Annotated in this window: 15 protein-coding genes and 1 tRNA gene; 3 read left to right on the forward strand and 13 right to left on the reverse strand. The window is 67.7% G+C overall.

Translation table 11 applies throughout. The features are described from left to right. The 7 genes from dprE2 to H7J89_RS10175 all read right to left on the reverse strand — a co-directional run bounded on the left by dprE2 (position 1) and on the right by H7J89_RS10175 (position 5237). Positions 1 to 765, reverse strand: coding sequence for a decaprenylphospho-beta-D-erythro-pentofuranosid-2-ulose 2-reductase (dprE2, locus tag H7J89_RS10145; protein WP_264043058.1), 765 nt, complete (start codon positions 763 to 765; stop codon positions 1 to 3). Positions 766 to 776: 11 nt separating this feature from the next. Then, positions 777 to 2168 carry a decaprenylphosphoryl-beta-D-ribose oxidase gene (dprE1, locus tag H7J89_RS10150; RefSeq protein ID WP_264043060.1) on the reverse strand — a complete coding sequence of 464 codons (1392 nt, stop codon included), beginning with the start codon at positions 2166 to 2168 and terminating at the stop codon, positions 777 to 779. Between the two features lie 32 nt (positions 2169 to 2200). Continuing rightward, complete coding sequence (locus H7J89_RS10155; protein WP_264043062.1) at positions 2201 to 2629, reverse strand: GtrA family protein; 429 nt, start codon at positions 2627 to 2629, stop codon at positions 2201 to 2203. Between the two features lie 52 nt (positions 2630 to 2681). Continuing rightward, entirely contained in the window at positions 2682 to 3161 is a 480-nt protein-coding gene (locus H7J89_RS10160; RefSeq protein WP_067948290.1) for a GreA/GreB family elongation factor, read from the reverse strand. 97 nt (positions 3162 to 3258) lie between these two features. Further along, positions 3259 to 4398 carry an SPFH domain-containing protein gene (locus H7J89_RS10165; RefSeq protein WP_264043065.1) on the reverse strand — a complete coding sequence of 380 codons (1140 nt, stop codon included), beginning with the start codon at positions 4396 to 4398 and terminating at the stop codon, positions 3259 to 3261. A 49-nt stretch (positions 4399 to 4447) separates the two neighbouring features. Next, the gene (locus tag H7J89_RS10170) at positions 4448 to 4672 is read right to left on the reverse strand and encodes an NfeD C-terminal domain-containing protein (RefSeq protein ID WP_264043067.1); all 225 of its coding nucleotides are present in this window, start codon (positions 4670 to 4672) and stop codon (positions 4448 to 4450) included. Between the two features lie 43 nt (positions 4673 to 4715). Then, complete coding sequence (locus tag H7J89_RS10175) at positions 4716 to 5237, reverse strand: 6-carboxytetrahydropterin synthase (protein WP_264043069.1); 522 nt, start codon at positions 5235 to 5237, stop codon at positions 4716 to 4718. An 88-nt stretch (positions 5238 to 5325) separates the two neighbouring features. Here H7J89_RS10175 and H7J89_RS10180 point away from each other — a divergent pair, with 88 nt between their 5' ends. After that, the gene (locus H7J89_RS10180; protein WP_264043071.1) at positions 5326 to 5691 is read left to right on the forward strand and encodes a DUF732 domain-containing protein; all 366 of its coding nucleotides are present in this window, start codon (positions 5326 to 5328) and stop codon (positions 5689 to 5691) included. Positions 5692 to 5745: 54 nt separating this feature from the next. Here H7J89_RS10180 and wzm read toward each other — a convergent pair whose 3' ends face one another. Genes wzm through H7J89_RS10205 form a run of 5 tightly spaced genes read right to left on the reverse strand, consistent with a single transcriptional unit; the run spans position 5746 to position 10831 of the window. Beyond that, entirely contained in the window at positions 5746 to 6576 is an 831-nt protein-coding gene (gene wzm / locus H7J89_RS10185) for a galactan export ABC transporter permease subunit Wzm/RfbD (RefSeq protein WP_264043073.1), read from the reverse strand. Continuing rightward, a complete protein-coding gene (glfT1, locus tag H7J89_RS10190; protein WP_264043075.1) occupies positions 6573 to 7487 on the reverse strand; it encodes a galactofuranosyltransferase GlfT1 in 915 nt (304 codons plus the stop codon). The genes wzm and glfT1 overlap by 4 nt, the downstream gene beginning before the upstream one ends. Further along, positions 7480 to 8319 carry a galactan export ABC transporter ATP-binding subunit Wzt/RfbE gene (wzt, locus tag H7J89_RS10195; RefSeq protein WP_264043077.1) on the reverse strand — a complete coding sequence of 280 codons (840 nt, stop codon included), beginning with the start codon at positions 8317 to 8319 and terminating at the stop codon, positions 7480 to 7482. The genes glfT1 and wzt overlap by 8 nt, the downstream gene beginning before the upstream one ends. Before the next feature lie 10 nt (positions 8320 to 8329). Further along, a complete protein-coding gene (locus tag H7J89_RS10200) occupies positions 8330 to 8836 on the reverse strand; it encodes a bacterial proteasome activator family protein (RefSeq protein WP_264043079.1) in 507 nt (168 codons plus the stop codon). Between the two features lie 21 nt (positions 8837 to 8857). Next, entirely contained in the window at positions 8858 to 10831 is a 1974-nt protein-coding gene (locus H7J89_RS10205) for a DUF6541 family protein (protein ID WP_264043081.1), read from the reverse strand. Between the two features lie 126 nt (positions 10832 to 10957). On the opposite strand from H7J89_RS10205, the gene H7J89_RS10210 reads away from it, so the two are divergent. Then, entirely contained in the window at positions 10958 to 12154 is a 1197-nt protein-coding gene (locus H7J89_RS10210) for a cysteine desulfurase-like protein (protein ID WP_264043083.1), read from the forward strand. A 15-nt stretch (positions 12155 to 12169) separates the two neighbouring features. On the opposite strand, the gene H7J89_RS10215 is transcribed toward H7J89_RS10210, so the two are convergent. Next, entirely contained in the window at positions 12170 to 13138 is a 969-nt protein-coding gene (locus tag H7J89_RS10215; protein WP_264043085.1) for an NAD(P)H-quinone oxidoreductase, read from the reverse strand. Between the two features lie 37 nt (positions 13139 to 13175). Between H7J89_RS10215 and H7J89_RS10220 the strand changes: the two genes are divergently transcribed. Then, positions 13176 to 13262 (forward strand) — tRNA-Ser (locus H7J89_RS10220). Positions 13263 to 13318 lie beyond the last annotated feature (56 nt).

Raw genomic sequence — 13318 nt, forward strand, 5'->3', positions numbered from 1 at the left:
TCAGATTGGCAGCTTGCGGAAGACGCTCCGCGGGATGTGTCGCAACACCATCATCACGTAGCGGAATGCTGCTGGCGCCCAAACCAATTCCTTACCTTTTGCGGCGGAGGTCACGGCGAGGTTGGCGACGTACTCCTTGTCCACGGTCAGCGGCGCTTCCTTGACGTGCGCGCTCATCCGGGTACGAACCTGACCCGGGCGGATAACCAGGACGCGAACGCCGTACTCGCGCAAAGCTTCTCCGAGCCCCAGATAGAAGCCGTCCAACCCCGCCTTGGTGGAGCCGTAGACGAAGTTGGATCGACGCACCCGCTCCCCGGCGGCCGAGCTCATCGCGATGATCTGGCCGAAGCCCTGGGCGCGCATCTTCTCGCCGAGCAGCACGCCTACCGAAACGGCGGCGGTGTAGTTGATTTCGGCGGCCAAGACGGCCTTGCGCTGGTCCTGCCACAGCTCTTCGGCATCACCGAGAATGCCGAAGGCGACGATCGCCACGTCGACATCACCGTGGGCGAAGGCCGCCTCGATCGTCTTCGGATGGCTGTCGGCGTCGGTGGCTTCGAAGTCGATCAGCTCCACCGACCGGGCGCCCGCCGCCTTCATCTGGGCGACGGCGGCGTCGCGGCCCGGGTCGTCGGGCATGGCGGCCAGCACGATGCGGGCATGCGCGTTCTGCAGGTAGCGCTCACAGATGGCCAGCCCGATCTCGGAGGTCCCGCCGAGCAGCAGGATGGTCTGGGGATTTCCCACGGCATCTAAAACCATTGGCGCACCATTTACAACAGCTCCAAACGTCGGGCCATGTCCGAGGCGAAGACCCCGGCGGGATCCACCTTGCGGCGCACCGCGATCCACTCGTCGATGCGCGGGTACATGGCGTGGAAGGTCTCGGCGCTCGTGCGGGAATCCTTGGCGGTGTACACCCGGCCGCCGAATTCCATTACGCGCCGGTCGAGTTCGTTGAGGAACTCATTGATACCCGGCTTGTTGGGGAAGTCCATCGCGACGTTCCAGCCGGCCATCGGGAAACTCAGCGGCGCGCGGTTGCCCGGCCCGAACAGTTTGAACACGTTCAGCGCCGAGTAGTGGCCGCGGGTCTGGATCCAGCGGATGATGGCCTTGAACTCGTCCATCGCGTCCGGCGGGACGAGGAACTGGTGTTGCGCGAAACCCATTGGGCCGTAAGCGTTGTTCCAACCACTGACCAGGTCGAGCATGTGGTAGAACTGCGACAGGTTCATGATCTTGCCGGTGTAGTTGCCGCCCAGCCGGTAGTACACCTCGCCGATCGCCATGAAGGAAAGCTTGTTCATCGCGCTGACGGGAAATACGTTTGGCACCGTCAACAGTTGTGGCGCATCGAATTTCAGCGGATTCCTGGCCAGCTTCTTGGGCAGTTGGTCCAGCTTCGCCAGGCTGCCGCGGCTGACGGCGGCCCGGCCGAGCTTGGGGGGCGGACTGATCAGGTCGAACCAGGCGCTGGAATAGGTGTAATTGGCCTCGCTGCCGTCGAGGTGCACGGCGACCGTTTCGTCGAGGTCCTTGGTGGCCACCCCGTCGGCGACGAAATAGGCCGTCTCGGTCGGCGTCATCTCGATGGTCGCGCGCAGGACGATCCCGGTCAGGCCGTTGCCGCCCACGGTGACCCAGAACAGCTCGGCGTCGTCACCGTCGGGGGTCAGGGTGCGCACGCTGCCGTCGGCCATGAGCAGGTCCATCGAGCGCACGTGGTTGCCGAAGCTGCCCGCACTGTGGTGGTTCTTGCCGTGGATGTCGCAGGCGATCGCGCCGCCGACGGTGACCTGACGGGTGCCCGGCAGCACCGGAACCCACAGCCCGAACGGAAGCGCCGCCTTCATCAGCTGGTCCAGGCTGACGCCCGCGTCGACGTCGACCAGCCGGGTGTCGGCGCTGATCGAGTGGATCCGGTTGAGGCCCGTCATGTCGATCACCAGGCCGCCGCCGTTTTGCGCGTTGTCGCCGTAGGACCGGCCCAGCCCACGCGCGATGACGCCCCGGCCGTTGGGGCCGCCCGATTCGGCCACCCGGGCGACGGCCTTGGCGATCACCTCGGGGTCGCGGGTGATGAGCACCTCGGCCACCGACGGGGCGGTGCGGCCGAAGCCGGTCAGCCGGGTGGTGGTGGTCGGAACGTCGGTGCTCAACATCGTCACAGAGGGTACCGCCTGCAGACGTCGGCTCAGCGGATGCGGAAGATTACCGCCCGCTGCACGATGAAGTTGATCACGGTCGCGGTGCCCTGCGCGATCACGAACGCGAGGGGTATCGCCCACCCGCGGTAGTGCAAAAGCGCAAGGCAGAGATGGTTGAGCCCGACCTGCACGGCGAAGGTGATGCCGTACAGAACCATGACCGCGACGAACCGCGCGGTGCTCGGGGCGGCCCGGAACGTCCACCGGCGGTTGATCAGGTAGGCGGTGATGGTGCCGACGACGAAGCTGGCGGCCTTGGCCAGGTCGACCTGGACGCCGACGGCTTTGTACAGCGCCAGGTACAGCCCGAAGTCCACGATCCCGGCCAGGCCGCCGGTGACGACGAACCGCGTCACCTGTGTCGTCAGACTCAACTGCGGGCTCGGCGGCGCGGCGTCGGGCAGCGGGGCAACCATTGGGGGGAGTTTAACGGGGCCGCCGGGGCATGCCGGGACCCGTCGGGACGCGTTAACGGGGCAGCTTGACCGATATCAGCTCGACCTGATCCTCGCCCTGCGGGGTCGAGTAGGTCACCGTGTCGCCCGCCTTGTGTCCGGCCAGGGCCTGGGCCAGGGGGCTGCGCGCCGTCAGAGTTTCGCCTTCCCGGCCGACCGGGGTCTCTTCCACGATGGAGATCACGTGCATGGTCACCACTTCTCCGTCGGAGAACCGCAGGGTCACCTCGGTGCCACCCGGCAACGTCTCCGATGCGTCGGGCTGCGAAGGCCCGGTCCGCATGCGTCGGTCCAGCTCATTGATCCGATCGCTGAGCCCAACCAGCTCCTCGGCGCGCTGAATCGCCTCGGCCGCGTCGCCGTGATCGCCCACCATGCCGCGGTCGTTCCTGACCTCGACCTCCAGGCGGTCCCGCCGCTGCCGTAGCCGCTCCAGCTCAGCGGCCAGGTTCGCCCGCGCCGCATCCGCTGCTGATTGGACCTTTTTGCTCACGTCGGTGGACCTTTCGCCCCGTTTGCTCAAGTGGCGTTCCAGTGTCGCACCACGACGAGGCGGCCGCCACCATTATCGGGTAAGCGGCGGGTCCCACTCAGTGGCCGGCGGAGCCGGAGTCGGAGTTCGTGGTGAGCGGCGGTGCGCCGTCCTCGTCCTCGTAGTAGTCGACGGTGCCCCGCAGGGCGTCGAAGATGGCCCTGCCCTGCGCGACCAGGCCGCTGGCCACCTCGGTGAGCCCTTCGGCGCCGTTGAGCACGGTCACGTTGGCGTTGGCGAGCCCCCGGGCCGCCTTCTCCACGATCTCGGGCAGCTGGTCGATGAGCGCCTTGTCCAGGGCCACCCGGTTGTGCGACGCCGCCGCCTCCGCCTGGACCTTCATCTTCTCCGCGTCGGCGACGGCCAGGATCCGGACGCGTTCGGCCTCGGCCTCGGCGGGTTTGACCACCTCGGCGACCAGCTCCTGCTGGCGCAGCTCGGCGGCGCGCTGAGCCAGTTCGGTGCGCATCTGCAGCACCTCGCGCTGGGCCTCGGCCTCGGCGAGCGGCCCGGCCTGTGCGGCTTCCGCCTGAGCCTTGTCCACCTCGGCCTTGTACTGCGCCTTGACGATGGCGGTTTGGCGGGCGAATTCGGCCTGTTTGCGCTGGGACTCCTGCTCGGCTTCGGCGGCCAGCTGGTTGGCCTGCGCCTGCGCGATCTGCGCCTGCTGCTGGATCGCGGCGTTGTGCGGTGCCGACATGGCGTCGATGTAGCCCAGGCCGTCGTCGTCGATGGACTGGATCTGCAGGGCGTCGACGGTCAACCCGATGCGGGCCATCTCTTCCTTGGACCCGTCGAGGACCTCGGTCGCCAGTTTCTGGCGCTCCCGGATGATCTCCTCGACAGTCATCGACCCGATGATCGAGCGCAGGTGTCCGGCGAAGATCCGGCCGGTCAGCACGGACATCTGGTCCTGCTCGGACAGGAATCGTTGTGCCGCGCTGATGATGCTCTCGGTGTCGTTGCCGACCTTGAAGGCGATCACCGCGCGGACGTTGAGGGTGATGCCCTGTTGGGTCACGCACTTCTCGGCGACCTCGGCCTCGCACATGGCCAGCGTCAGGAATCGGGCCTTGCGGAAGACGGGCAGGATGAACGCGCCGTGGCCGGTCACGACGCGGAACGGGGCGTTGCTCTTGGTGCGGGCACCGGAGATGAGCATCGCCTCGTCGGGGGCGGGCACCTTGTAACCGAGCATGGGGACTCCTTTTCGGGTTTCGCTGTTGTATCTCGGGCGATCCGGGCGGTCAATTCGGATCAGGCAGGCCCCGCCAGGGCTCGACGACCACCGTCCGGGTGCCCCTGACCTCGACCACCAGCACCTCGGCGCCCTTCGGCAGGGGGTCGTCGGACCACGCCAGGAAGGCCTCCTTGGCGCCCCGCACGGTGACCAGCACCTCGCCGGCGCCACGGTTCCCGCGGGTTGCCACGGTCAACGTCCCAACACAGCCGATTGCCGCGGCGTCGCTCACGAACGCATACTCCCGCATCGGCAATGCGGGCGTTGTGTTTCGTCTAAACGGGCCCCGCCGTGAGGGTGACGACGTTGTTACGGCTCTCCCGGGCCTTTATCCGGGACACCCAGACCCGGCCGCCGGTTGCCAGCCCGACGATGGCTTCGACCGTTTCGAACGTCCAGGCGGCCGTGCCCGCCATCCCGGTGTCGTCCATGATCCGCAGGTCGATGACCCCGCGGTCGGCCAGCAGCTCGAACAGATCGCGCTGTGGGTCGTCGACCGCGATCAGCGTGGTGTGGTCGAACTGGTCGCGCAGTGCCGCCCTGACCTCGTCGAGGGTGCCCTCGTCGATCACCGCGTCGGTGCCGGCTTCGGTTTCGGCACAAGCGAACTCGATGTCGAAGGTCCGCTCGTAGCCGTGCAGGAAGAAACGTTTGCCTTGATTGGCCCACGAGCGATGGCAGCAGGGCAGGCTGTCGAACAACCTGCGCAGGTGGAATCTGGCCGTGCGGCCCAGTGGCGCGTCGGCGCGGTGCACGGTGGCCACGCGGTCGCCGTCGACGAAGATGGTGTTGCGCATGGGCCCAGCCTCCGGGGCACGCCTTGCGGGATCCTCAAAGAATTCTCGGAGCCGTCCCCGATCGCGGCGGGTGCCTATCGTGGTAGCCATGTACGTCGGTCGTTGGCAGTGGGCGCCACCGATGGCGGCTCTGCTGTTGGTTGCCGCGCTGTTCTCCGCGGCCCCGGCGTCGGCGGACCCGCCCGACGACGCCTTCTTGGGGGCCCTTGCGGATAACGGGATCGTGCTCAACGACCCGGGCACCGCGATCGCGATGGCCCGCAGTGTGTGCGCCGGACTCGACAGAAATCAGAAGTCGAGCGTCCTGGCGATGAAGGTGATGAAGGAGGCCAACCTCTCGGCGCGACAAGCCGGGTTCTTCGTCGGCGCTTCCGTGTCCGCCTATTGCCCGCAATACAAAGGGCAGACCGACGGTTCACTGGACTGGCTGAATCCGCTGCCCCCGCTCATGTGAGCTACATCGATTGCACGGCTCCGCACGCCGCGGACGCGGCGCATCGTCGCCGGGCTACACCCAGTACGGCACCCGGGCGCGGTACTGCCGCATCGCGAACGCCGCCAGCACCCAGCCGACGACCGTCAGCACCCCCACCACGGCCCAGTGCCGCAGCTCCTGATGGGCGCCCAGCAGCGGGGCGCGAACGATGTCGAGGTAGTGCAGCAGCGGATTGAGCTCGACGATCTTCGACCAGCGCCCCGCGCCCTGCTGCCGCAACGTGTCGTCGTTCCAGATGATCGGCGTCATGAAGAACAGCAACTGCACGACGGAGAACAGCAGGGGACCGATGTCGCGGTAGCGGGTCGCCAGGATGCCGAAACACAGTGACACCCATATGCAATTGAGGACGATCAGACCCAGCGCCGGGATCACCGACAGGTCCGCCCACGACCACGCCTTGGGATAGATGACCGCGATGACGGCGTAGATCACGATGTTGTGCGCGAACAAGATCATCTGCCGCCACACCATTCGATAGACGTGCACCGACAGGGGCGTCGGCAACTGCTTGATCAGCCCCTCGTTGGCGACGAAGACGTCGGCGCCCTCGAGGATGGCCGCGTTGATGAGGTTCCAGATGATCAGCCCGAGCGTGACGTACGGCAGGTGCACGGAGAGCTCGAGGTGAAACAGCTTGGAATACAGGCCACCCATGGCGACGGCGGTGGTGCCGGTCGCGATGGTGATCCAGAACGGCCCCAGCACGGAGCGGCGGTAGCGCTGCTTGATGTCCTGCCAACCCAGGTGCAGCCACAACTCGTGCCGGCGGAAGCCTGCAACCAGATCGCCCCGGGCGCGGGTGAAGGTCCGCGACTGGGCGGCGGCGTCGATGAATGTCAAGTGGAGCCTCCCGGTTTGCCGAACTGCTCCCGACGCCCCAAGCGGCGCAACCGAATCCACTCGGCCAGCCCCTTGGGGTCGCGGCGGGTGATCAGGAAGTACCAGCCGAACCGAACCCACTCCTGGACCAGCAGCTTGCGCAGGCCCGGCTGTGACAGCAGGTAGCCGCGGTTGCGGTAGGTGTAGAACCGCTTCGTCGGGTTGTCGGGATACTGGGTGTGCATGCGGCCGCCCAGAATCGGGCGGAACTCGTCGGATCCGCACGGATGCAAGTAGATCGCGTCCAGGCAGGTGCCGAATGGCAGGCCGGACCGAACCAGCCTGCGGTGCAACTCCACCTCGTCGCCGCGGATGAACAGCCGCATGTCCGGTACGCCGACCGCATCCAGGGTGGACGCCCGGAACAGCGCGCCGTTGAACAGCGACGCGATCCCGGGCAACAGGTCCTGTCCCGCTTCGGTGCGCAATTCGCTTGTGCGCCTGCGCCATACCAGGCCACGGCGCAACGGGAACGCCAGCCTTTCCGGGTCGTCGGAGTTGCACACCATCGGCGATACCTCGGCCAGGCCGTGCTTCTCGGCGCAGGCCAGGAGCGTGGCCAGCACCCGGGAGTCCTGCGGGCGACCATCGTCGTCGGCCAGCCACACCCAGTCGGCGCCCTGGGCCAGCGCGTGCAGCATGCCGAGCGCGAAACCGCCCGCACCGCCGAGATTTCGGCGGGAGGGCAGGTAGGTCGTCGATACCGGCTGGGCGGCAACCAGTTCAGGGATCCGGGCGTCCGCGCCACCGTCGTTGTCGACGACGATCAGCTGATCTGGCGGCCGGGTCTGCGCGCTGAGCACGTCCAGCGACTTGGCGAGTTCGTCGGCGCGCCGGTGCGTGACCACGACGGCGATGATGGATTCACTCATCCCCGGATGCGCTCTGCGCCAGCGGTTCGTCGGTGCGGCCCTGCAGGCGGGTCTCCTCCAGTACTTCGCGCACGTGGCGGGCCGCGTCCTCGCCCTCGTAGGCGCGCACCACGTCTTCGATGTCGCCGGTCTGCCGAATGACTCCGTGGTCGATCCACATCGCGGTCTTGCACAATCGGGCCAGGAATTCGTTGGAATGGCTGGCGAACACCAGGATTCCGGACCGCTCCACCAGGCCCTGCAGCCGCGACTGCGCCTTCTTCAGAAAGTCGGCGTCAACCGCGCCGATGCCTTCGTCGAGCAGCAGTATCTCCGGGTCGATGCTGGTGACGACCCCCATCGCCAGCCGTACCCGCATGCCGGTGGAGTAGGTGCGCAGCGGCATCGACAGGTAGTCACCGAGCTCGGTGAACTCGGCGATCTCGTCCACCTTGGCCAGCATCTGCTTGCGGGTCTGCCCGAGGAACAGCCCGCGGATGATGATGTTCTCGTAACCGGAGATCTCCGGGTCCATGCCGACGCCCAGATCGAAGACCGGTGCAACCCGGCCGGTGACCTTCGCCCAGCCCCTGGTGGGCTCGTAGATGCCCGAAAGCAGGCGCAGCAGAGTCGATTTCCCGGCCCCGTTGTGACCGACCAGGCCGACCCGGTCGCCCAACTCGAGCGACATGGTGATGTCGCGCAACGCCTCGACGACCACCACGTTGGAGCTGTTGCGGCCGATCGTGCCACCCGCCTTGCCCAGGAAGGCTTTTTTCAGGGAGCGCGACTTCGCGTCGAAAATGGGGAATTCCACCCACGCGTTGTGCGTCTCGATGTGAGGACCCGCCACCGTGTTTCGCTTACAGGTACTGGCCGTGCCCGGACGCGCCCGGCTTGCCGACGCCGGGGGGCAGCGCGCCCTGGCGCATGTTCTCCAGCTGCGCGCGGGCGGCCATCTGCTGGGCGAACAGCGCGGTCTGGATGCCGTGGAACAGCCCCTCCAGCCAGCCGACCAACTGGGCCTGGGCGATGCGCAATTCCGCGTCGGAGGGCGCCGCGTCCTCGTTGAACGGCAGGGTGAGGCGGTCGAGCTCTTCGCGGAGTTCCGGCGCCAGGCCCTCTTCCAGTTCGCGGATGCTCGTCGCATGGATCTCGCGCAGGCGGTTGCGGCTGGCCTCGTCGAGCGGCGCGGCGCGCACCTCCTCGAGCAGTTGCTTGATCATCGTCCCGATGCGCATCACCTTGGCGGGCTGCTCAACCAGATCGGTCAGGGAGCGCTCGTCGGAGTCGTCCTCCGTTACCGCCGTGAGCCGCGGGTCGCCGCCGCCGATGATCTCGATGCCATCGTCGTCGTTGCGGGTAGTCAATCCATCACCATCCTTTGCGGACTAAGAGTGCGGCGCCGCGCCGTTTCCGCGCCATTCGTAGATTCGGGCTCCACCATTGTCGTAGATCAGCGCCCACGACTTCGATTTATCCAGTGACACTAGTCCGTCGGGCACGGCGAAGCCCCGGACCGTCGGCGTGCTGGTGTAGATGTACCGGATATTGAGCGCTTTAATCGCCTCGACCACCCGCGGATCGGACTCTCCCTTGCGGGCGCCGGCCCAGAAGATGTACCGGTTGGGTCCGGGGCCCATTTGCTGGGGGTAGTCGTAATGGGTCCACAGCGGATGCAGGTCGGCGACGGCGTACATCCACGCGGTGCCGTCGGTGTTGGCGTTGCCGATCACGGTGGTGTGCGCGCCCGGAAGCGTGGCCAGGTAGGCCATCGCCATCAGGTCGCGTTGGTCGATCATCACCGAGTCGTATTTGTCGCCGAACAGGACCAGGTGTCGATAGAAGTAGTGGCGGGCGGTGAACACCGTCGTCGCCAGCAGCAGGACGGCCGTGGCCGCGGTCCAGACCGGCGCGGGTAACGGCTTTGACCGGTCGGTGGCGCGCTTGGCCCCGGCGACCACTCCCGCGACGATCACGAACAATGCGACGCCGGCCATCGGTTGCAGCAGCAGAGTGATGGCCGCCGAGATCCGGCGCGGGTCCTTGTAAAAGAACTCTCCGAACGCGCCGGCCACCGCGCCGAGCGGGCCGCCCAGCGGTGTTCCCGCGTCGACGTCCACCACCACCAACAGCAGCCAGACCGCCAGCGGCCACCAGATCCTCTTGTAGGCGAAGAGGATCCCGCCGAGGATCGCCAGCGACATGAGCCCGTACTGGTACGGGAAGTCGTTGAGATGGCGCGAGTGCTGGAAGACGGCGTCGAACAGGCCCCGCTTCTTGCTGAGGTGGGTCAGGAACGAGTGCCCGGCGATGATGTCTTCCTGCTGCCGGACGCTGATGAACTGTGGCAACAGGATCAGCCCGGTGGCCGTCGTCACGCCGGCGAGCGTCACGAGATCGGCGACCCGGCCGCGCACCGGACGCCACAGCACGTCCAGCAACCACCAGGCCACCATGAACAGCACGACGATGAACCCGCCGGTCAGGTGGACCGACATCACCCCCACGAAGGCCAGCACCGCCACCGGGATGCGATCGCGGTGCCGCAGCGTCGAGGCGATCAGCACGAACGTCGGAACGGCGACCCCGTAGGCAGCCAGATTGGGCATCGCGGCGACGCCGAACTCGACGTAGGGGAGGGCGGTGAACGACGCCGACAGCGCGGCGGTGGTCGCGGCCGCGGCGGCGGTGCGCCACTCACACCAGGTGCCGCGCAGCAGCCGCCAGGCCAGCATCGCGGCGCTGGTCGGAAACAGCCACACCGCGGCCGCCACCGAGCTCAGCGTGTAGCCGGTGGTGGGCGCCGCCCCAGTGAGTTGGCAGAACACTGCCACCCACGCGTGGAACACCGACGGGTAGTACAGCGTCTGGTGCGTTTCGACGTTGCGCAGCTCGCCCATGTGCGTCGAGGACGCCTGCCCGGTGTCGAGGATGAACCGCACCTCGTTTGCGTGCCAGACCGCGTCCCAGGTGCTGGGGATGGTCTGCCAATGGGCGGCCAAACCGCGGTACGCCGCCCACATGATCAGCAGCGACCCGAGCAGCACCCCGGCCGCCACCGTCACCGCCGGCCAACGGCCGATCCCGCGGGCTTCGGCCTCGGTGTCGCGGTAGCGGCCGACCAGCAGCTGCAGGACCGTCATCACCAGACACACCACGACCAGGGTCGCCAGCGCGGTCCAGCCGTTCCATGGGATTCCGACCGCACCGAACGGGATGATCGCCAGCGCGATCGCACCGTAGGTGAGCGCCGGGCCCACCGCGACAGCGACAGGCCAACTCAGCTGGCTGATTCGCGCGATGATCGCCCCGGGCGCTATCAGCAAAAACAATGCGATCAGCGTTCCGAACCAGAGGCCCACTGGACTAGTATGGCTGGCCGGGTGTCCCGCCTCTCCGAAGCCACCGGCCGGCTGGAACGGCTTGAGCGTTCGGGCACCCGCTACGTCACAGTTTCGCGGAAATGCGCAAGCTCTAAGGTGGCTGGCATGGCTTACGACGTCGCCCGGGTGCGCGGACTGCATCCGTCGCTGGGTGACGGGTGGGTGCACTTCGATGCGCCGGCCGGGATGCTCATCCCCGATTCCGTCGCGACCACCGTTTCGACGGCCTTCCGGAGGTCCAGCGCCACCACGGCGGGCGCTCACCCGTCCGCGCAGCGCAGCGCCGCGATCCTGGAGGCGGCGCGGGCGGCGGTGGCCGACCTGTTCAACGTGGACCCGGCGGGTGTGGTGCTCGGGGCCGACCGCGCCATCCTGTTGTCGGCGCTGGCCGAGGCGTCCTCGTCGCGCGCCGGGCTGGGCTACGAGGTGGTCGTCAGCCGCCTCGACGACGAGGCCAACATCGCCCCCTGGCTGCGGGCGGCGCACCGCTACGGCGCCAAGGTGAAGTGGGCCGAGATCGACATCGAGACCGGCGAGCTGCCGACCTGGCAGTGGGAGGGCCTGATCGGGAAGTCGACCAGGCTGGTGGCCGTCGCGTCCGCGTCCGGGACGCTGGGCACGGTCACCGACCTGCGAGCGATGACCAAGCTGGTGCACGACGTGGGCGGGCTGATCGTGGTCGACCATTCCGCCGCGGCGCCGTACCGGTTGCTCGACGTGAAGGAGAGCGACGCCGACGTCGTGGCGGTGAACGCCCTGGCGTGGGGCGGTCCACCGATCGGTGCGGTGGTGTTCCGCGATCCGGCGCTGCTCAATTCGTTCAGCTCCATCTCGACGGACCCCAAGGCGACCGGCGCGGCGCGCCTGGAAATCGGCGCGCACCAGTTCGGTCTGCTCGCCGGGGTGGTCGCCAGCATCGAGTACCTGGCCGCACTCGACGAGTCCGCCCGCGGTAGCCGCCGCGAACGCCTGTCGGTGTCGATGCAATCGGCCGGCCTCTACCTGAACCGGATCTTCGACTACCTGATGGTGTCGTTGCGGTCGTTGCCGTTGGTCATGGTGATCGGCCGTCCGGAGGTGCGGATCCCGGTGGTCAGCTTCGCCTTGAACGGCGTGCCCGCCGAGCGGGTGGTGCAGCGGCTGGCGGACAACGGGATCCTGGCCGTCACCAACGAGAATTCCCGCGCGCTCGACGTGCTGGGCGTCAACGACATCGGCGGCGCGGTGACCGTCGGGCTGGCGCATTATTCGACGACGGCCGAGGTGGACCAGTTGGTCCGCGCGCTGGCGTCCCTGGGCTGAGCCCTTGCCGGGCCGCTAGATCGTCAGCACGATCTTCCCGGTCACCTTGCTCGACGTCAGCTGTTGATGCGCCTGCCCGGCCTGCTGGATGGGCATGCGGGCGCCGATGATCGGCTGGACGCGGCCCTCGCCGATCATCGGCCACACGGAGCCGATCACCGCCTGCACGATCTCCGTCTTGCTGTTCGGGCCGGTCACCGGTCGGGCGCGCAGCGTGGTGCCGATGACCCGTGCGCGCTTGCCGAGCAGCTTGGCGATGTTGAGCTCGCCCTTGATACCGCCCTGCATGCCGATGATCACCAGCTGCCCGTCCGTCGCCAGGGCGTCGATATTGCGGTCCAGGTAGGCGGCACCCATGATGTCCAGGATCACGTCGGCCCCGCCGCATTCGCGCAGCCGCTCGACGAAGTCCTCGTCGCGGTAGTTGATGGTGAGCTCGGCGCCCAGCTCGCGGCAGAATTCCAGCTTCTCCGCCGACCCGGCCGTGACGGCCACCCGGGCGCCCAGCGCCCGCGCAACCTGGATCGCGTGGCTTCCGATCCCGCTGGCGCCGCCGTGCACCAGCAGCAGCTGGCTCTTGCCGAGGTGGGCGGTCAGCACCAGGTTGGACCACACCGTGCAGGCCACTTCCGGCAGCCCGGCCGCGTCGACGAGGCCGACACGAGAGGGAATCGGCATCACCTGACCGGCGGGAACGGCGACGTACTCGGCGTACCCGCCGCCGGCCAGCAGCGCGCAAACCTCTTGTCCCACCGGCCAATCCGTGACGCCTTCGCCGGTTTCGGCGACGACGCCCGACACCTCCATGCCGATGATGTCGCTGGCGCCGGGCGGCGGGGGGTATTTGCCGGCGGCCTGCAACAGGTCGGCACGGTTCACGCCGGCCGCGGTGACCTTGATCAGCACCTCGCCGGGCCCGGCGGAAACGTCCGGGACGTCTTGCCAGGACAGCTGATCGGGGGATTCGGCGACAATGGCGCGCATGGTGGCCACGCTACCGACCCCCGTTACCCTTACTCGTGGTGGCGTGGCAGAGCGGCCTAATGCACTCGCCTTGAAAGCGAGAGACGGCTAACACCGTCCGGGGGTTCAAATCCCTCCGCCACCGCAGGCCTCAGCCGGCGGGCTGGAGCGGCGTCGGCGCGTAGCGAAGCAGCAATTCGC

Origin of the sequence: Mycobacterium paraffinicum (genome assembly GCF_025822865.1) — a bacterium.
GTDB lineage: Bacteria > Actinomycetota > Actinomycetes > Mycobacteriales > Mycobacteriaceae > Mycobacterium > Mycobacterium paraffinicum.

Bases quoted from the DNA above. Each gene is read 5' to 3' on its own strand.
- dprE1 (WP_264043060.1), bottom strand. From the start codon at position 2,168: ATGTTGAGCACCGACGTTCCGACCACCACCACCCGGCTGACCGGCTTC.
- H7J89_RS10165 (WP_264043065.1), bottom strand. From the start codon at position 4,398: ATGCTCGGTTACAAGGTGCCCGCCCCCGACGAGGCGATGCTCATCTCC.
- dprE2 (WP_264043058.1), bottom strand. From the start codon at position 765: ATGGTTTTAGATGCCGTGGGAAATCCCCAGACCATCCTGCTGCTCGGC.
- H7J89_RS10180 (WP_264043071.1), top strand. From the start codon at position 5,326: ATGTACGTCGGTCGTTGGCAGTGGGCGCCACCGATGGCGGCTCTGCTG.
- H7J89_RS10175 (WP_264043069.1), bottom strand. From the start codon at position 5,237: ATGCGCAACACCATCTTCGTCGACGGCGACCGCGTGGCCACCGTGCAC.
- H7J89_RS10155 (WP_264043062.1), bottom strand. From the start codon at position 2,629: ATGGTTGCCCCGCTGCCCGACGCCGCGCCGCCGAGCCCGCAGTTGAGT.
- H7J89_RS10215 (WP_264043085.1), bottom strand. From the start codon at position 13,138: ATGCGCGCCATTGTCGCCGAATCCCCCGATCAGCTGTCCTGGCAAGAC.
- glfT1 (WP_264043075.1), bottom strand. From the start codon at position 7,487: ATGAGTGAATCCATCATCGCCGTCGTGGTCACGCACCGGCGCGCCGAC.
- H7J89_RS10210 (WP_264043083.1), top strand. From the start codon at position 10,958: ATGGCTTACGACGTCGCCCGGGTGCGCGGACTGCATCCGTCGCTGGGT.